Consider the following 18,048-nt stretch of genomic DNA (forward strand, 5'->3'; position numbering starts at 1 on the left):
ATCCGCAAAACATCCAATGTCCAATCCGACATCGCCCGATATTGACGAACATAAGCTTATCGCCCAGCGACGCGAGAAGCTCACGCGCATTCGCGAGCAGGGTGTGGCCTTTCCGAACGACTTTCGCCGCAACGCCATGGCCGGCGAACTGCTGGCGGAATACAACAGCAAGAGCGATACAGAGCTCGAGCAGCTTGGCGTGCGCGTGAAGCTGGCCGGTCGGGTCATGAGCCGGCGGGTGATGGGCAAGGCGAGCTTCGCGCATCTGCAGGACATGTCCGGCAAGATGCAGCTATTCGTGCAGCGCGACCGCGTCGGCGAAGAGGCCTATGCTTGGTTCAAGAAAGAACTGGACATCGGCGACATCTGCGGCGCCGAGGGGGTGTTGTTCAAGACCAAGACCGGCGAGCTGTCGGTGAAGGTCGACGGGCTGCACCTGCTGACCAAATCCCTGCGCGCGTTGCCGGAGAAGTTCCATGGCCTGGCGGATACCGAGACCCGCTATCGCCAGCGCTATCTCGATCTGATCATGAACGACGCTACCCGCACGACCTTTCGCGTGCGCACCGGGGTGGTTCAGTTCATCCGCGAGTATCTCAATGGGTTGGGTTATCTCGAGGTTGAGACGCCCATGATGCAGGCCATTCCCGGCGGTGCGCTGGCGCGGCCCTTCGTAACCCACCATAACGCGCTCGACATGCAGCTGTTCCTGCGCATTGCGCCAGAGCTCTACCTCAAGCGGCTGGTGGTCGGCGGTTTCGAGCGCGTCTATGAAATCAACCGGAATTTCCGCAACGAGGGGCTTTCGACCAGGCACAACCCCGAGTTCACCATGCTTGAGTTCTATCAGGCCTATGCCGACTACCATGACCTGATGGACCTGACCGAAGACCTGCTGCGCCAGCTGGTGCAGCAGGTGCTCGGCGGTACCGAACTGAGCTATCAGGGCGAGACCTACGACCTGGCCAAGTCCTTCCAGCGCCTGACGGTGCGCGAGTCCATCCTGGCCTTTAATCCGGAGCTTAGCGCGTCCGACCTCGATGAGCTCGCCGCGGCGCGCGCGCTCGCCGAGCGCTTGGGCATCCCGGTGAAAGACAGCTACGGCCTCGGCAAGGTGCAGATCGAGATCTTCGAGAAGACGGTCGAGTCGCGGCTGATGGAGCCGACCTTCATCACCGAATATCCGCTTGAGGTCTCGCCGCTCGCGCGTCGCAATGATCAAAACCCCTTCGTCACCGACCGCTTCGAGTTTTTTGTTGGCGGACGCGAGATCGCCAATGGCTTCTCGGAGCTGAACGATGCCGAGGACCAGGCTGAGCGCTTCCGCCGGCAGGTCGAGGACAAGGATGCCGGCGATCTGGAAGCCATGCACTTCGATGCCGACTACATCTGCGCGCTCGAGCATGGCATGCCGCCAACGGCAGGGGAGGGCATCGGCATCGACCGTTTGGTGATGTTGCTGACCGACTCTGCTTCCATTCGCGACGTGCTGCTGTTTCCGCACATGCGGCCCATCGCGACCGCGGCGGAGATGTCGGGCGAGACTTCGGTTAATGCCGTCCCAGAGAGCCCAGCCTAGCGCCATCTGTCCCAAGGAGTTCGGCTGATGCCTCGAGACCTCGCCGCCGCCCGCTGGTGATCGGCGATGCAGTCGAGCGTTGATCTCCCCCCATTGCAGCTGCGTCCGGTCTGGTCACGGCAACTGCTGATTTATTGGGCGCTCGTGCATTTTGGTGCCTTGGCGCTGGTGACGGTTGTGCCGCTGTCCCCGCCGTTGCCCCCACCATTGTCTTGGAGCGTCCGCCTCGGTTTGGTCGCGCTGGTTGGCGGGTCCGCTGCCTTGATCTTCGCGAACCACTTGTGGCGGCGGATGCACTGGTCGATCATGGAGGCCGTCAGCCACCCGGATGCTTGGGAGTTGGTGCTCGGTAGTGGGGAGACCGTGCATGCGCGTCTGCTTGGCTCGAGCTTTGTCGGTCAGCGCCTGATGGTGCTGAATTTCGCCCTTGGCCGCTGGCGTCGGCTGTCGCTAACCCTTGCCCCGGACAGCTTGGATGCCGAGCCAATGCGTCGCTTGCGTGCCGATTTACGTGCTGGTTTGCGCGTCAATGGTCCGCACAGCAAGGTGGATCGCTAAGGGTGTAGGCTTGGTGAGTGTTGGCTTGGTGAGTGTTGCCTTGGGAGGAGACGCGCTATGAAAATTCTGGTCACCGGCGGTGCCGGTTACATCGGCAGTCACACGCTGGTTGAGCTACTGGCGGCTGGGCATGAACCTGTGGTGGTGGATAACCTCTGTAACAGCAAGGAAGAAGCGCTTGAGCGGGTGCGCCGTATTAGTGGTCGGGACTTTGCATTCCATCGCCTAGATTTGCGCGATTTGCCGGCTCTTGAGCAGGTGTTCAAGCAGCATGCATTCGATGCCGTGGTGCATTTTGCCGGCCTGAAAGCGGTTGGCGAGTCGACCGAACAACCGTTGCTCTACTACGACAACAATGTGATCGGGACGCTGAATCTGTGTCGCGCGATGGATGGTGCCGGCGTGCGGCGGCTGGTCTTCAGCTCTTCGGCGACCGTCTATGGTGATCCGCAAAGGCTTCCCATCGTCGAGGAGTCCCCGCTTTCGACCACCAATCCTTACGGGCGCACCAAATTGATGATCGAGGACATCCTGCGTGATCTGGCTGCCGCCGATGCGCGTTGGCAGGTGACGCTGTTGCGCTATTTCAACCCGGTTGGCGCCCATGCAAGCGGCCTGATCGGTGAAGACCCGAATGGCATTCCGAATAACCTGATGCCCTATATTGCCAAGGTCGCTATCGGCGAGCTGCCCGAGCTGCGGGTGTTTGGCAACGACTACCCGACGGTGGATGGTACAGGCGTGCGTGACTACATCCATGTGGTGGATCTTGCGCTTGGGCATGTGGCCGCGCTGCGGGAGGACGCCGCGAGCCCCGGGGTGCGGGTGTTTAATCTCGGAACCGGCCAGGGCTATTCTGTGCTTGAGGTGCTCAAGGCCTTTGAGCAGGCCTGCGGACGGGAGCTCAACTACCGCATCCACCCGCGCCGCCCAGGCGACGTAGCAAGCTGCTATGCCGACCCCGGCAAGGCCCAGCGTGAGCTGGGATGGCAGGCGCAGCGGGGAATGTCAGAGATGACCACCGACCACTGGCGCTGGCAGAGTCAAAACCCCCAAGGGTATGTGGCCGGTTAACCCTTGGGTGCTGGGGCGGGTAACGAGCGCGGGGGTGTTGACAGCAGGGATGCTGTCGTCAAGCCCCCAGGGAAGGGTTCACGTCGTCCCCCGCGCTCGTTACCCGGCGCAGCACAGTCCCGCCAGTCTGAACCTTTTCAGGCGGCTTTGGATTCCACCTTGGAACCGGTCAGGTCCCAGGCGAAGGTGCAGTCGAGATGCGACAGCACTGAGATCATGCCGCTTTCTCCGTCTTCAACCATCACCGCCACCGGGGCCTTTTTGCCGAACTGCCTGTTGCCGCGCTTCACCCACATGTTGCGCATCTCGGGGTTGCGGGGAAAGTAGGTGTGCAGGGCTTCTTCAATCCGCAGCAGATAGCTGACCCGACGGTTAACGGTTGGATCATCCGGGAAGGGCTCCTCGTCGCGGAAGCGCGAGATGTTGCGTGCCTTTACGCTCGCGGGCAGGCGCAGGATGTGCATGATGTCGCTGGCAGCCAGGCCCCATGTCTCAAGCAGGCTCATTGTGCGGCGGGTCATTAGCAGGCGTTCATCGAGTGTTAGCGTGGTCATGGTCTCAATCCCGGCGTAATGCGCTTGGTTTTCAATCGATCACCGCGCCAGCCTCGGCTAGCGCACCTTTAACGCCATGATGCGGGTAAAAAACCTAGTATGCAAGTCGGAATTAGCGCTGGCAGGACAAAGCCGCACGTTGGGGCCGTTAGCGACATAAGCGTGTAATGCGCAGGACCAGTGGGATCTGGCGCAGACGCCGCAGGATGCGGGCGAGGTGGCCGCGACTCTGTACCTTGATCTGGAAGTCGAGGGTGGAGGCTCCGCCGGCTTTTTCTTTCGACTGGATATTGGCGATGTCGGAACCGGACTCGGCGATGGCCGTCGCGATGCTGGCCAAGGCGCCGCGTTGGTCTTCGACCTCGATGCGAATCTCGGTGATGAAATCGCCGCTCGGCGTCTCCCCCCACTGCAGGTCAATCCAGTGGCCGCGCTTGGCGTGGTAATCGCCCAGGTTGCGGCATTCCAGGCGATGCACGACGATGCCCTTGCCGGGATTGAACAGGCCCGCGATGTGATCGCCGGGAATCGGCCGGCAGCAGCGGGGGAAGGTCATCACCATGCCTTCCGTGCCCAGAATCGCGAGCTGTTGGCTCGCAATGGTGTCGCTGGTGGTCGCCGTGGAGGGCTCCGAGTGCTCGGCGCTGGCCAGTCGCCGCGCCACCAGCATGGGCATGCGGTTGCCTAGGCCGACGTCGGCGAACATCGCCTCGGGTGAGACGGCATCGGTCTGCGCCGCATAGGTGGCGATGCGCTCCTCGCAAATCTCATCCAGGCTAAGCCCGAGGTTGGTGAGCTCATTGTTGACCAGATCACGCCCCAGCCGCGCCGCCTCACGCTGCTGCATGTTCTTGAGAAAGCTGCGGATATTGGCGCGTGCCTTGCCGGTGACGACAAATTTGAGCCAATGCGTTTTGGGTGTCGCGCTGGGTATGGTCGAAATCTCGACCGTCTGGCCGCTGCGCAGCACGGAGTTGATCGGCACCGGTCGGCGGTCGATCACCGCATAGACGCCGGTGTTGCCGATGTCGGAATGGATGGCGTAGGCGAAGTCGATCGCCGTGGCGCCGCGCGGCAGGACTTTGATCTCCCCGTTGGGGGTGAACACGTAGACATCGTCCGGGAACAGGTCGATCTTCACATGCTCAAGAAACTCTTTCGGGTCGCCCGAGTCGCGCTGCAGTTCGAGCAGGTTTTGTAGCCAGTCGCTCGCCAGGGCAGGCGTTTTGCCGTGCTCGCCGCCGGTCTTGTAGAGCCAGTGGGAGGCAATGCCCGATTCGGCCACTCGGTGCATGTCGGTGCTGCGAATCTGAATCTCGATCTTCACGCCCTGAGGGCCAAAAAGTACGGTATGGATCGACTGGTAGCCGTTCGACTTGGGGATGGCGATATAGTCCTTGAACCGCCCCGGCACCGGTTTGTAGAGATTGTGAACCTGGCCTAAAACCCGGTAGCAGGTGTCGATGGAATCGACAATGACACGAAAGGCGAAGACATCGACCAGATCGCGAAAGGATTTGCCTTCGTCGCGCATCTTGCAATAGATGCTGTAGAGGTGCTTCTCGCGGCCAACCACCTCGGCGGCGATGCCCTGCTGCTCGAGGCGCCGGCGGATGGCGCTCTCGACGCTGGCGATCATCTCATGATGACCGCAGCGCACTTGTCGCACCGCGTTGTCGAGTACGAAATGCCGCCAGGGCCACAGGTGGCTGAAGCCGAACTCCTCCAGCGCCAGGCGAATACTGTTGATCCCTAAGCGGTTGGCGATGGGGGCGTAGATGTCGAGCGTCTCGCGCGACTTACGCCGGCGCTTGTGCGGTGGCATCACCCCCATGGTGCGCATGTTGTGCAAGCGGTCGGCGAGCTTGACGAGGATGACGCGGATGTCGCGCGTCATCGCTAGCATCATCTTGCTGAAGTTGGCGGCTTCCTTCTCGGCGTCGGTCTTGAAGGTGATCTGAGTGAGCTTGCTGACGCCATCGACCAGCTCGGCGATCTCGTCGTCGAAGACCTCGGCGATGTGCTCCTTTTCGGTCTCGGTATCCTCCACCACATCGTGCAAGATGGCCGCCATCAGGCATTTGTGGTCCATCTGCAGGTCGGCAAGGATGCGCGCGACTGCGATGGGGTGGAAGATATAGGGCTCCCCACTGGTGCGGGCTTGTCCCTCGTGCGCTTCGGCACTGAACAAGTAGGCCCGATAGACTTCGCTGATCTGCTCGCGCGGCAGATAGCTCTCAAGCTGTTTGCATAGATCGCTGATCAAAAAGCGCTTGTTGGGTTTGCAATCGTCCTGCTGTTGGGTGAGATCCGTGGTGGAATCCTGAGGGGGATGCTGTATGCCCTGTTGGGGCGGCACTTGCGCCGTGGGGGTGCCTTCGGCAGCGGCAGGGAGCGGGTCCCGAGCGCGCGCGTGCCCAAGAAGCCCGGTCACGGCATCGGCAAGCGCGCTCTCGCTCATTTGACCGCGTCCGTTCTATCCGCCGCCGGGCGCGTGCCCGCGGCGATATGCGGTTGGGGATCTTTTGCGCTGCATGGACAAGGTTTCGCGCTGCGCTCAGATATCTTTCGCCACCGAGGCGGCCAATTCTTCCGCCAGGGCTTCTTCCAGCGATTTTGTGATTTCTTCTGGTTCGCTCGCGTGCTCCTCGATCTGTGCCGAGTTGATATGACCACTGGCAATTTCCCGCAGCGCGAGCACGGTGGACTTGTCCTTGGCCCATGGCAGAAAGGGCTCAACGCCGTTGCTTAGCTGTCGCGCACGCTTGGTCGCGAGAATAACGAGCTCGAATCGATTGTCGACGTGCTCAAGGCAGTCTTGAACGGTAATACGGGCCATTGGTTATTTTTCCTAAGGTGTCTTATGCGTGAATCACATAGTGTTTGGGCTTGTTTTGGCCCGGGTCACGGTCGCGGGGGACGCCGTGAATACATCCTTGTAGGCTTGCGATCGCATCCCTGCGATCGAACACCCCCGCGCCCGTCACCCGGGCCAAAACCGGAAACTGATTTGTGATGGCAAAAATTTAAGAATGAAGCGGTTAGCGACTAACCGCCGAGATATAACATGAGTACTTCCGAAAATAGCAAACTTTTGCTAGTTCGATAAGGATTTTCCGCAGGAAAGTAGAGAAAAGTCCCTGCTATCTGTGAAATTGCAAGAACTCATCGCCCGGCCCAGCCTTTCGGGTCTGACTGGGCCTGGCTGGGCCTGGCTGACTGGGCTGGCCGGATCTGGCTGGGCCAGGCGTTTTGCCGTGGATCAGACGGGGCTATTCGCTACAGTGGTTGGCTGTGAGTCTTAAGCAGGCTGGTCGCTGTTGCCCATGTCGGCTTTGGCGTCGCCATCGAGCATGGCGCCGAGTGTGCCGCCGAGCTTTTGCTGCTGGTTGGCGCGGCGCAGACCGAAGGCACACACCAGGGCGCGCAGCTCGGCCAGCGCGGCCTCGAAGCGGTCGTTGACGATCAGGTAGTCGTATTCGCCGTAGTGGGAGAGCTCGCTGCGGGCCTCGGCCATGCGCCGGTTGATGATCTCCTCGCTGTCCTGCCCGCGGTTGCGCAGGCGTTGCTCGAGCTCCTTCAGCGATGGCGGGAGGATGAAAATAGAAACGGCCTCGGGGAAATGCTCCCGCACCTGGCGCGCGCCCTGCCAGTCGATCTCAAGCAGCACGTCCTGGCCGGCATCGAGCGCCTGGCGCAGGGTCTCGCGCGCGGTACCATAGGCATTGTCGAAGACATGGGCGTATTCCACGAAGGCGTTCTCGAGCACCATGCGCTCGAAGGTCTCGCGGCTGACAAAATGATAATGCTCGCCGTCGACCTCGCCCTCGCGCGGCGAGCGGGTGGTGTAGGAGACCGACAGACGCAATTTGGGATGCCCGTTCAGCAGGGTGCGCACCAGGCTGGTCTTGCCGGCACCGGATGGGGCCGAGACGACAAACAGCATGCCCCGGGTGTCGTTGCCGTTGCTGTCATCACGTCTGTCAGTCTGTCTGCGATCGGAGTTTCCACGCCTGTCCAACCCGGGATTCATGGTCGTGGTTCCCGGCATGTTGTTTGCGGGGTGGTCGCTGATGTTAGCGCTCACGCTCTCGCCCTCCCTGGAGAATAAAAGTCGCTGTGATTCACGCCAAGGCTCCGTGTCATTCCAGATTTTGAATCTGCTCGCGCATCTGCTCGATCAGCACCTTGATGTCGACCGCGATGCGGGTCACGGCGGCATCGGTGGATTTCGACCCTAGGGTATTGGCCTCGCGGTTGAGCTCCTGCATCAGGAAATCCAGCCGGCGGCCGACCGGACTCTCGCCGGCAAGGGTCGTGCGCACTTCGTCGATGTGGCCGCTCAGGCGGTCCATTTCCTCGTCGACATCGCAGCGCTGGGCCAGCAGCACCATTTCCTGCTCGATGCGGCTCGGGTCGAGCTCGCCGCGGATCTCCGCCAGGCGCTCACTGATGCGCGCCCGCATCTCATCGAGTAATTGTGGCATGCGCGCGCGTACCTCGCCGACCAGTGTCGTCAGACGCTCGCAGCGCTGCTCGATCAGCGCGCGAAGGCGCGTGCCTTCGCGCTCGCGCGCGGCGAGGAGTTCGGTCAGGGCGGTATCGAAAAGGGCGAGCGCGGCGGCATTGAGGCTGTCGAGATCCGGCTCGGGCTCCTCGAGCATGCCCGGCCAGCGTAGCAGGTCCATGACCGATGGCGCGCGCGTTTCGCCGGTGCGGGTGGCGATCCGTGCGGCGGCGTCGAGCACTTGCGCAAGCAGCGGCTCATTGATGTGCAGTTCTCCGCCGGTGCCCGCGGACGGCGAATACTTGAGCGTGCAGTCGATTTTGCCGCGGGCAAGGCGCGCGGACAGTCGCTCGCGCACGCCGGGGTCGAGCCCACGCAGCTCCTCGGGCAGACGCAGGTTGGGCTCGAGAAAACGGTGATTGACCGAGCGGATTTCCCAACTCAGCTCGCCGAAGGCGCCGCGCTCTTGGTGGCGGGCGAAGGCGGTCATGCTCTTGATCATTGCAAGGGTTTAGATCATTGCCGGCGTTTTTGGTCGCGTCTTAGCGGCCATGGGTGTCTGGAATTGCTTGGGGCTGCCGCCCGGATGCGCTAAGGTCTATGATATACCAGACAGCGCCCGGCCGATGCCGGGCATGGCCGCGTCAGCGTCCGGCTGCTTGCCCGTGTTCTTTATTATCGGCGGAAAACATCGCTCATGGCAGCGCCAACTCCAGCTCCAAACCGGGACACCCTCGAACCCGGTACCTATATCGACTGCTTCCGCATCGTGCGCACCATCGGCAAGGGCGGATTCAGCCTGATTTATCTCGCCAAGGACGATGAAACGGGCGACGAGGCGGTCATCAAGGAGTTTATGCCAAAAAAGATCGCTCGGCGCCTGGAAAACAAATGGGTGGAGCCAGTCGATGAGAACAGCCGTGTCAGCATGATCCGCAGTTTGCGCCTGTTCTTTCAGGAGGCCAAGGCGATGGCGGCGCTGCGGCATCCGAACATTGTTGGCGTGCATGGTCTGTTCCTGGCGCATGGCACCGGTTATCTGGTCATGCAGCATGAGCGCGGGCGCAATCTGGCGCAGTTTGTCCACGAGCGCGGCGGCGCCTTGAGTACCACGCTGCTGCTGCGCATTTTTCTGCCTCTGCTCGATGCGCTGATGCTGATCCACGCGCGCAGCATGCTGCATCTGGACATCAAGCCCGGCAACATCCATCTGCGTCACGGGCATGACCCGCTGATGCTGGACCTTGGCGCGGTGCAGGTGATGTCCTCCGGGCGCAGCATTGGCGGGCAGGTGATCACCGCCGGCTATTCGCCGCCGGAGCAATACTCGAGTAGCGGCAACATCGGCCCCTGGACGGATGTTTATGCCATCGGCGCCTCCATGCGCTCGTGTATCGAGGCCAAGACGCCGCAGCCATCGCCTGAGCGGGTCGAGAACGATATCATGGTGCCCCTGGCGGAGGTAATGAAAGACCGCTATCCTGCCTCGCTGCTTGAGGCGATCGACTGGACCATGGAGCTTGAGCCTGAGAAGCGCCCGCAGGATGCCAGCGAACTGCTGACCGTGTTGCAAAGTCAGGACTATGCGCTGCCGAAGTCAACCATGCGCGAGCTCCTCCCCTCGTTCCAAGCGGGCGGCGACATCGCCACGTCTACCACTGGTTTGCGCATTGGTGCCCCGAGCTCGATGCTGACCCAGGACCTCTGAACTAGTACCTCTGAACCAGTACCTCTGGCCTGCGGTTGGTCGCTGATGTGTCTGGACCGAAGGCGCGGTCAAGCGTACCCGCTCGATTGCAACCGCACCCGATCAAACCCCCAGGAGTTTTTCAGCATGCGACCATCTGCCCGCCGCTCCGATGAACTGCGACCGGTCCGCTTCGTCCGTCATTTCACCCGGCATGCGGCCGGTTCGGTGCTGGTTGAGTGTGGCGACACCCGGGTGCTCTGCACCGCCAGCATTTCCGAGCGGGTGCCGCCGTTTCTGCGCGGTCGCAACAGCGGCTGGCTGACCGGCGAATATGGCATGCTGCCCGGCAGCACCTCCGAGCGCATTGACCGCGAAGCCGCGCGCGGGCGCCAGGGCGGGCGCACGCTCGAGATACAGCGGCTGATCGGGCGTTCCTTGCGGGCCGCTATGGATCTCACTGCCTTGGGCGAGCGCACCATCACGCTCGACTGCGATGTGCTCCAGGCCGATGGCGGCACCCGCACGGCGGCCATCAGCGGCGCCTGGGTCGCCCTGCGCGATGCGATCGACGCGCTGATTGCAAGCGGAGCCCTGGCCGAATCACCGCTGCAGGCGCAGGTCGCGGCGGTCTCGGTGGGGCTCTACCAGGGCACGCCGGTGCTGGACCTGGACTATGCCGAGGACTCGAATGCTGAGGCCGACATGAACGTGGTCATGAATGCCGATGGCGGCCTGATCGAGGTGCAGGGTACGGCGGAAGGCCGCGCTTTCAGTCGCAGCGAGCTAAATGCCCTGCTGGATCTGGCCAGCGGTGGAATCGATGAAATTTTCCACCTCCAGCGCGCGGCGCTGCAGCCGGCGGCTTGATGTTCAACCAAAACGAGCGCATGCGGTCATGACTGAGCATCAACATGCTGTCGTGCTTGCCAGCAACAATGCCGGCAAGCTGCGTGAGCTCGAGCAGCTCCTGCAGCCGGCTGATGTGCGGCTTTATGCACAGCAGGAATTCAGCATCGCCAGTGTCGAAGAAACCGGCCTGACCTTTGTCGAGAATGCGATTCTCAAAGCGCGCCATGCCGCCGCGGGCAGCGGTTTGCCGGCCATCGCTGACGATTCCGGCCTCGAAGTGGATGCCCTCAATGGCGCGCCCGGTATTCGCTCAGCCCGCTATGCGGGTGAGCAGGCCGACGACGGCGCCAACTGTGCCAAGTTGCTTGAGGCCATGACCGATATTCCGCAAGGACACCGTCAGGCGCGCTTTCAGTGCCTGGTGGTCTACTTGCGCCATGCCGAAGATCCGACACCGGTGATCTGTCAGGGGACTTGGGAGGGACGGATTCTGACCGAGCCACGCGGTGACAAGGGCTTTGGTTATGACCCCTTGTTCTGGGTGCCGGGGCAGAACCGCAGCGCCGCTGAGCTTGATGCGGGTACCAAGAATGCACTGAGCCACCGTGGGCAGGCGTTGTCGAAACTGGTGCTCGCCTTGACCGACGGGCTTGCGTGAGCGATGAATCCTGTGTGATCAGCCCATGAGTAAAGTCAATCATAGCGAGATCGCTGAGCGCATCCAGGCCGTGCAGGCTCGGATTGACACTGCCGAGCAGCGTTTCGGGCGTGAGCCGGGCAGCGTGCGCCTGCTTGCCGTTAGCAAGCGGCAGCCGCTTGACAAGATCATAGCGGCGCGGGCTGCGGGTCTGCGCGCCTTCGGCGAGAGCTATGCACAGGAAGGCATCGACAAACAGCAGGCTCTCGCCGAGTTGGAAGGGCCAGGACCGGAAGGTGCTGGGCGAGAATTCGCTGGCTCGGAAAGTGCTGGCCCCGAGGTGGCCGGAGCGGAAGTTTCTGGGCCGAACCCTGCGGGTCAGGATATCCGCCAGGCGATCCAATGGCATTTCATCGGTCGGGTTCAGTCGAACAAGACCCGCCTGATCGCCGAGCACTTTGACTGGGTGCATGGACTCTTCAGTGTGGAGCACGCGCGACGACTCGCCGCGCAACGCCCGGCAGCGCGAGGACCGCTGCATGTCTGCCTGCAGGTCAATTTGAGCGGCGAGGCATCTAAGGCCGGGGTGGCGCCCGACGCGCTTGAGGAATTGCTGCGCGAGGTCGTGAGCATGGACGGGTTGCGACTTGAGGGATTGATGACCCTGCCCGCGCCAGCCGCGGATTTCGCCGCTCAACGTCGCCCTTTCGCGGCCCTGCGGGCGTTGCGCGATCATTACTCAGGCGAAGGATTGGCGCTGCCCATGCTGTCGATGGGAATGTCTCAGGATCTTGAAGCCGCCATTGCCGAGGGCGCTACAATGGTGCGCATCGGGACCGCATTGTTTGGCGAGCGGGCCCAAGCCTGAGAATTTCTTTCATTCTGATAAAGACCAAACCGAGCGTTCAAGATTCATGTCCAAGACACCCATTGCTTTTATCGGTGGTGGCAACATGGCGCGCAGCCTGATTGCCGGGCTGGTCGCTGATGATCACGATCCGGCCGCCATTCGTGTCGCCGAGCCTGATGCCACCAAATGCGAGCAGCTTGCGCGTCATTTCGGCGTTCTGGCGAGTGCTGATACCCAAGCGGTGCTGCAGGGCGCGCGCGTGGTCGTGCTGAGCATTAAGCCGCAGGTTGCCGCCGAGGTTTGCCGCGCGCTGGCGCCGGCGCTCCCGGCCGAGACGCCGTTGGTGATTTCCGTGATGGCCGGCGTGCCTGAGGCCAGCATCCAGAAGTGGCTGGGCCGTCCGGTTGCCCTGGTGCGCGCCATGCCCAATACGCCGGCGCTGGTCCAGTCGGGCGCCATCGGGCTTTTTGCCAATGCGCAAGCCAGTGCCGAGGAGCGCAATCTTGCCGAGGAGATCTTGCGCGCCGGTGGGCTCACGCAGTGGGTGGATAGCGAGGCCGACATTGACGCGGTGACTGCGCTTTCAGGCAGCGGGCCGGCCTATTTTCTGCTGTTGATGGAAGCGATGGAGCAAGCCGGTATCCACCAGGGACTGGACGCCGAGGCCGCGCGTTTGCTGACCATTCAAACCGCGCTCGGTGCCGCGCGTCTGGCCATGGAGAGTGATGAGTCACCAGCCGAGCTGCGCGCCCGGGTCACCTCACCTGGCGGTACCACGGAGCGTGCCATCACGCATTTGGAAGACGGGGGGTTTACCTCGCTGGTCGATCAGGCTATCGCCGCTGCGCGGACGCGGGCTGCTGAACTGTCTCAGGAGATGCAGCGCGCCGACTGAACAGCTCTCGGTTGCATCGCTGTTTGCTCAGGCGCGGCTGCGACCCGCGCCGCTAACCAATCACCCACGAATTATCTGCCGGAGGCCTTGCCATGGGCGCATCCTACTTCACCAACCCGCTGGTGTTCTTGATCAAGACGCTGCTTGGCATTTATGCCACGCTGCTGGTGCTGCGGTTTCTGCTGCAGTGGGCGCGGGCGGATTTTTATAACCCGATTTCGCAGTTCGTGGTCAAGATGACCAGCCCGGTGCTGCAGCCCGTGCGTCGTCTGGTTCCGAGTATCAAGGGGATGGATACCTCGTCCTTGCTCGTCGCTTGGATTGTCAAATCCATTGAGCTGCTTTCGATTGCCCTGCTGGTCGGTGCTGGGAGTCTGTCCTGGCTTGCGCCGCTTTGGGCTATTCCAGCGTTGCTCAAGCTCGTTCTGAATATCTTTTTGTTCGCGATCATCATCCGGGTGATTCTAAGCTGGGTCAATCCCGACCCTTACAACCCGGCTGTTTCGCTGCTTGGGCGCATTACTGATCCGCTGATGCTGCCGGCGCAGCGTTTGGTGCCGCCGATTGGCGGCATCGATCTGTCACCCATGGTGGTGATGATCGTGCTGGTGCTGCTGCAGATGCTGCTGCTGCCGCCCTTGCTCGCGCTGACCGGGGCTCCGGCGGCTCTGGTCGTCTGACCTGGTGTGATATGGGCGCGTGATAAAAGGGCGAGATAAGAGAGTGTGCCTGAGGGTGCGGGGCGCTATTGCCGCGATTCGGGCATGAACGCGATCAGGGCATGAGCTGGTATCGGTGGGATGGCGAGGATCTGATTTTGAACCTGCGGGTCCAGCCGCGTGCCGGTCGCGATGCGTTTGCTGATCCGATCGGCGATGCGGTCAAGGTCAAGCTACGCGCCCCACCGGTGGACGGACGCGCCAATGCAGGACTGATTGCTTTCCTGGCCGATAACTTTGGCGTGTCGCGAGCGGACGTGACGCTGCTCAGCGGCGAGCATAGCCGCAGCAAGCGCCTGCGGATTAGGTCACCTCGGGACTTGCCTGCCGGCATTGTGCGTGTCTGAGACCAACGCAATGCGCCTCAGGCTGGTTTGACGAAAAATTGGCTTTACGCATTCGCGTGGCAGCTTGATCCACCGCGGCTTGGGGTTGCGATGATGGCGAGGCAGCAATAGGGAATCAGGCGGCAAAAAGCTGCCAGAAGGCCATCAGCGCGAAGCCAATCACAATGGCGCCAGCGATCTGGCTGAGCCAGGGGCGCTCGAGCAGTCGCGCCGCGGCGCCCGCAAGCAATCCCATGCCAAGAAGATTTGTCAGGGTGCCTAGGCCGAAGGCCAGCATCAGCAGGGCGCCGGCACCCGCGCTGCCCGTTGCGAGCGACCATATCAGCACACTGTAGACCAGTCCGCAGGGAAGCCAGGCCCAGACGAAGCCGACCGCTACGGCCTGCCAGGCATGGCGAATCGGCAGCCAGCGCCGGCCGATGGGCTCGATATAACGCCACAGGCGCCCGCCAAAACGCTCGAGTGTCGCCAGTCCCTGCCACCAGCGCCCGAGGTAGAGCCCCAGCAGCAGCATCATCACGGCGGCCGCGGCATAGAGCAGGCGCTGGGCGTCTTCCAGTGGGAGATAACTCAGCATCCAGTCGCCAAGCCCGCCAAAGAGCGCGCCGATGACGCCATAGCCGAGCAGGCGACCGAGGTTGTAGCCAAGCTGCGTGGGTAAGCGCTCAAGAGGCGTTTGCAACCGTGGTTGGCTCAGTGTCAGGCTGGTGACAATTCCGCCGCACATGCCAAGGCAATGAATCCCGCCGAGTAGACCGACGAGAAATGCGGTCGTCAAAGATGCTGTCATGATGTTGGAGCCGGTCGCGGGCAGCAGGAAATGCCTGAAATGGCTATTATAAGGTCGAGAGCATGAGGTATTTCGTAATGGTAGCAAGCCGAAATCCTATGCCATTCATGTATCACTAGGGTTTTGGCCTAGAACCGAAAACGCATCTGCCAAGGGTATCTTTACGGAGGTTGACTTGGAGCAAAGTCCGCAGGAATTTCGCCCGGATTTTCGACAGGAGTTCGTCCGCTTCGCGATCGAGGCCGGCGTGTTGCGCTTTGGCGATTTCGCGCTCAAGTCCGGTCGGCGCAGCCCGTACTTTTTCAACGCGGGGCTGTTCAATACCGGTGCGCGGCTGGCGCGGCTAGGGCAATTTTACGCTAGCGCCCTGCAGGCATCGGAGCTTGATGAGGTCGACATGCTGTTCGGTCCGGCGTACAAGGGCATACCCCTTGCCGCCGCAACGGCCATTGCTCTGGCTGACGGCCATGGTTGCGATCTGCCCTATGCGTTCAACCGCAAGGAGGTGAAGGATCACGGTGAGGGCGGGGAGATTGTCGGCAGCCCGCTGCAGGGGCGGGTGCTGGTGATCGACGATGTGATCACCGCTGGAACTTCGGTGCGCGAATCCGCAGAGCTGATCGATGCCGCAGGCGCTCAATTGGCCGGTGTGCTGATCGCACTCGACCGGCGCGAGTGCGGCAGCAGCGGCTTGGCCGCGACTGATGAGGTGGCCACGCGCCATGGCGTGCCGGTGATCAGCATCGCCTCGCTCGATGAGCTGATCGACTTCATGGGGAAAAATCCAGGATATACCGAGTTCACGCCGGAACTGCTCGACGCGATGCAAGGCTATCGTCAGCAATACGGTGCCAACCAAGACGGAGAAGCAAGATGATCGCTCGGCAGCATTCATCCGGTCACCGCGGCGGCTATTCAACGGCAGTGACCACAAGCAGCGCTCTGGTTCCGGTGCGCGCAATGACGATCGCGGCTGTGGCAGTTTGGCTTTTTGTGTGCGCCTGGTCGGCCGCGGCGAGTCAGCTCTACCGCTGGGTTGATGATGACGGCAAGGTGCATTTCTCCGACCGGCTGCCGCCCGAGGCAAGCGACAAGGCCCGCACCGAGCTTTCCGATGAAGGGATACCTGTGCGCGAAGTCGAGCGCGCCAAGACGCGCGCGGAATGGATGCAGGAGCAGGAGATTGAGCGGCTACGCAAGGAGGCGCAGGCGCAGATCGATAAACAGCGCCGGGAGGATGAGATTCTGCTGCGTTCTTACCGCACGGCGGACGATCTGATCATGATGCGCGACGGCAAGATTGCCGCCATTGATGTGATGATCCAGCAGATCAGAGGGAATGTGCGTCGGTTGCAAAACCAGATCAACCGATTTCAGAGTAATGCCGCGGACCTCGAACGGGCGGGTAAGCCGGTTGACCGCAGGACCGAACAGGCTATCGCATCCACCAAGGAGAGCATCGAGGGCGAGTATGCGCAGATTTTGCAGCATCAGCTTGCCAAACAGGACATCTATGAACAGTTCGCCGATGATCTCGAACGCTTTCGCCGCCTAAAGGATGTCCGGGAACCGGTCGCGGACAACGGCAGCGCGGAAATCCTTTTGGGGCTTAAGAATCTGGTGCCCTGTGCCAATGACCGCGAATGCGATCTGCTCTGGGGGCAGGCGGTCGGTTATGTGGAAACCAATTCCACCGAGCCGATCGAGAGTCTGAGCAACAATGTCGTGATTACAGCCGCTCCGAAGGATGACGACGACATCGGCCTGATTCTCTCGCGCATTCCCAACGACGCGGGGGACCCGGGTGCCGGTGCGTTGCTGTTCCTGGACTTACAATGCCGCAACTATGTGCAGACGGCATTGTCCTGTCGCACACCGGCCCGCGCCGCCGTGGTGGAGGGCTTTCGGGAAGCGCTTCTCGGTGCGGCCGAATCCCCTGCCGACTCGGCGCAATCTTCCGCTCCCGAGGGGCCTGATCGGGATGCGCAGACGACGGAAGCATCGCCGACCACACCGGGGCTTGGCGGCTCTGAATAACGATAGTCAGGGATGCCTTTGATAATGCCTGGCGCGTGTCTGGAGAAGTCAGAAAGCTAACGCCGGCGGATCAGACTGCCGATTCCTTCATCGGTGAACAGGTCGAGCATGACAGCATGCTCGACGCGCCCATCCAGGATATGTGCGGCGCCGACGCCCATCTGAACGGCTTCCAGGGCGCAGCGTACCTTGGGCAGCATGCCGCCCTGAATCACGCCGGTTTTGATCAGCTCGTCAACCCGCGCTGCTTCGATTTCTTTGATCAGCTTCCCTTGATCATCCAACAATCCAGCAGTGTTGGTGAGCAGGATCAGCTTTTCGGCCCGCAAGACTTCAGCGACCTTGCCGGCAACCAGATCGGCGTTGATATTGTAGGAAAAACCATCGTTGCCGACACCGATGGGTGCGATGACAGGAATAAAATTGCCGCCGACCAGCATGTCGACCACGGCCGCGTCGATGCTCTCCACCTCGCCAACATGGCCGATGTCGATGATCTCGGGCGCCGCCAGCTCCGGTGCGTCGCGCCGCAATAGCAGTTTGCGCGCGCGGATGAAATCCCCATCCTTGCCGGTCAGCCCCACGGCCGCGCCGCCGTGACGGTTGATCAGGGTGACGATTTCCTTGTTGACCAGACCACCGAGGACCATCTCGACCACATCCATGGTCTCGCTGTCGGTCACCCGCATGCCCTGGACAAACTCGGTCGCCTTGCCAAGGCGCTTGAGCAGCTCACCGATCTGCGGCCCGCCGCCATGCACCACCACCGGGTTGATGCCGACCAGTTTCATCAGTACCAGGTCGCGCGCGAAGCCTTCCTTCAGGCGTTGCTCCACCATCGCGTTGCCGCCGTACTTGATGACGACGGTCTTGCCGCTGAAGCGGCGGATGTAGGGGAGCGCCTCGATCAGGACATGGGCGATATTCTGGGCACGTTCAGCGGGTAAGGACATAAGCGGAGG

At 61.8% G+C, this 18,048-nt stretch carries 19 protein-coding genes; 12 read left to right on the top strand and 7 right to left on the bottom strand.

Annotated features, from left to right (window positions below):
• The first annotated feature begins 16 nt into the window (after nucleotides 1-16).
• The 3 genes from lysS to galE all read left to right on the top strand — a co-directional run bounded on the left by lysS (nucleotide 17) and on the right by galE (nucleotide 3,211).
• Nucleotides 17-1,579, top strand: coding sequence for a lysine--tRNA ligase (gene lysS / locus Thiosp_RS02950; RefSeq protein ID WP_201066119.1), 1,563 nt, complete (start codon nucleotides 17-19; stop codon nucleotides 1,577-1,579).
• Nucleotides 1,580-1,645: 66 nt separating this feature from the next.
• Nucleotides 1,646-2,137 carry a protein YgfX gene (locus tag Thiosp_RS02955; protein ID WP_201066117.1) on the top strand — a complete coding sequence of 164 codons (492 nt, stop codon included), beginning with the start codon at nucleotides 1,646-1,648 and terminating at the stop codon, nucleotides 2,135-2,137.
• Between the two features lie 57 nt (nucleotides 2,138-2,194).
• Nucleotides 2,195-3,211 carry a UDP-glucose 4-epimerase GalE gene (galE, locus tag Thiosp_RS02960; RefSeq protein WP_201066115.1) on the top strand — a complete coding sequence of 339 codons (1,017 nt, stop codon included), beginning with the start codon at nucleotides 2,195-2,197 and terminating at the stop codon, nucleotides 3,209-3,211.
• A gap of 137 nt (nucleotides 3,212-3,348) precedes the next feature.
• Here galE and Thiosp_RS02965 read toward each other — a convergent pair whose 3' ends face one another.
• The 5 genes from Thiosp_RS02965 to Thiosp_RS02985 form a co-directional block, all read right to left on the bottom strand.
• Entirely contained in the window at nucleotides 3,349-3,765 is a 417-nt protein-coding gene (locus Thiosp_RS02965; protein WP_201066113.1) for a DUF2384 domain-containing protein, read from the bottom strand.
• A 148-nt stretch (nucleotides 3,766-3,913) separates the two neighbouring features.
• On the bottom strand, nucleotides 3,914-6,226 hold the full coding sequence (locus tag Thiosp_RS02970; protein ID WP_242518490.1) for a RelA/SpoT family protein: 2,313 nt from the start codon (nucleotides 6,224-6,226) through the stop codon (nucleotides 3,914-3,916).
• A gap of 96 nt (nucleotides 6,227-6,322) precedes the next feature.
• Nucleotides 6,323-6,604: a DNA-directed RNA polymerase subunit omega gene (gene rpoZ / locus Thiosp_RS02975; protein WP_201066111.1), complete on the bottom strand. Its 282-nt coding sequence runs from the start codon at nucleotides 6,602-6,604 to the stop codon at nucleotides 6,323-6,325.
• A gap of 462 nt (nucleotides 6,605-7,066) precedes the next feature.
• Nucleotides 7,067-7,711, bottom strand: coding sequence for a guanylate kinase (gmk, locus tag Thiosp_RS02980; RefSeq protein ID WP_201066169.1), 645 nt, complete (start codon nucleotides 7,709-7,711; stop codon nucleotides 7,067-7,069).
• 196 nt (nucleotides 7,712-7,907) lie between these two features.
• Complete coding sequence (locus tag Thiosp_RS02985) at nucleotides 7,908-8,774, bottom strand: YicC/YloC family endoribonuclease (RefSeq protein ID WP_201066109.1); 867 nt, start codon at nucleotides 8,772-8,774, stop codon at nucleotides 7,908-7,910.
• A gap of 195 nt (nucleotides 8,775-8,969) precedes the next feature.
• On the opposite strand from Thiosp_RS02985, the gene Thiosp_RS02990 reads away from it, so the two are divergent.
• The 7 genes from Thiosp_RS02990 (at nucleotide 8,970) to Thiosp_RS03020 (ending at nucleotide 14,259) form a co-directional block, all read left to right on the top strand.
• A complete protein-coding gene (locus Thiosp_RS02990) occupies nucleotides 8,970-9,980 on the top strand; it encodes a serine/threonine protein kinase (protein WP_201066107.1) in 1,011 nt (336 codons plus the stop codon).
• A 126-nt stretch (nucleotides 9,981-10,106) separates the two neighbouring features.
• Nucleotides 10,107-10,829, top strand: coding sequence for a ribonuclease PH (gene rph, locus Thiosp_RS02995; protein ID WP_201066105.1), 723 nt, complete (start codon nucleotides 10,107-10,109; stop codon nucleotides 10,827-10,829).
• Between the two features lie 28 nt (nucleotides 10,830-10,857).
• A complete protein-coding gene (rdgB, locus tag Thiosp_RS03000) occupies nucleotides 10,858-11,469 on the top strand; it encodes an RdgB/HAM1 family non-canonical purine NTP pyrophosphatase (protein WP_201066103.1) in 612 nt (203 codons plus the stop codon).
• A 25-nt stretch (nucleotides 11,470-11,494) separates the two neighbouring features.
• Nucleotides 11,495-12,316 carry a YggS family pyridoxal phosphate-dependent enzyme gene (locus tag Thiosp_RS03005; protein WP_201066102.1) on the top strand — a complete coding sequence of 274 codons (822 nt, stop codon included), beginning with the start codon at nucleotides 11,495-11,497 and terminating at the stop codon, nucleotides 12,314-12,316.
• Between the two features lie 46 nt (nucleotides 12,317-12,362).
• Nucleotides 12,363-13,193, top strand: coding sequence for a pyrroline-5-carboxylate reductase (gene proC, locus Thiosp_RS03010; RefSeq protein WP_201066101.1), 831 nt, complete (start codon nucleotides 12,363-12,365; stop codon nucleotides 13,191-13,193).
• A gap of 92 nt (nucleotides 13,194-13,285) precedes the next feature.
• Nucleotides 13,286-13,873, top strand: a complete 588-nt coding sequence (locus Thiosp_RS03015; protein WP_201066100.1) for a YggT family protein — start codon at nucleotides 13,286-13,288, stop codon at nucleotides 13,871-13,873.
• 101 nt (nucleotides 13,874-13,974) lie between these two features.
• A complete protein-coding gene (locus tag Thiosp_RS03020; RefSeq protein ID WP_201066099.1) occupies nucleotides 13,975-14,259 on the top strand; it encodes a DUF167 family protein in 285 nt (94 codons plus the stop codon).
• A gap of 115 nt (nucleotides 14,260-14,374) precedes the next feature.
• Here the strand turns inward: Thiosp_RS03020 and Thiosp_RS03025 are convergent, their stop codons facing one another.
• On the bottom strand, nucleotides 14,375-15,049 hold the full coding sequence (locus Thiosp_RS03025) for a sulfite exporter TauE/SafE family protein (RefSeq protein WP_201066098.1): 675 nt from the start codon (nucleotides 15,047-15,049) through the stop codon (nucleotides 14,375-14,377).
• 175 nt (nucleotides 15,050-15,224) lie between these two features.
• On the opposite strand from Thiosp_RS03025, the gene pyrE reads away from it, so the two are divergent.
• Together pyrE and Thiosp_RS03035 are read left to right on the top strand one after the other, a co-directional pair.
• On the top strand, nucleotides 15,225-15,926 hold the full coding sequence (gene pyrE / locus Thiosp_RS03030; RefSeq protein WP_201066096.1) for an orotate phosphoribosyltransferase: 702 nt from the start codon (nucleotides 15,225-15,227) through the stop codon (nucleotides 15,924-15,926).
• Complete coding sequence (locus Thiosp_RS03035) at nucleotides 15,923-17,086, top strand: DUF4124 domain-containing protein (protein ID WP_201066094.1); 1,164 nt, start codon at nucleotides 15,923-15,925, stop codon at nucleotides 17,084-17,086. The genes pyrE and Thiosp_RS03035 overlap by 4 nt, the downstream gene beginning before the upstream one ends.
• Nucleotides 17,087-17,142: 56 nt before the next feature.
• On the opposite strand, the gene argB is transcribed toward Thiosp_RS03035, so the two are convergent.
• Nucleotides 17,143-18,039 carry an acetylglutamate kinase gene (gene argB, locus Thiosp_RS03040; protein WP_201066092.1) on the bottom strand — a complete coding sequence of 299 codons (897 nt, stop codon included), beginning with the start codon at nucleotides 18,037-18,039 and terminating at the stop codon, nucleotides 17,143-17,145.
• Between the last annotated feature and the right edge of the window lie 9 nt (nucleotides 18,040-18,048).

Source organism: Thiorhodovibrio litoralis (assembly GCF_033954455.1).
GTDB lineage: Bacteria > Pseudomonadota > Gammaproteobacteria > Chromatiales > Chromatiaceae > Thiorhodovibrio > Thiorhodovibrio litoralis.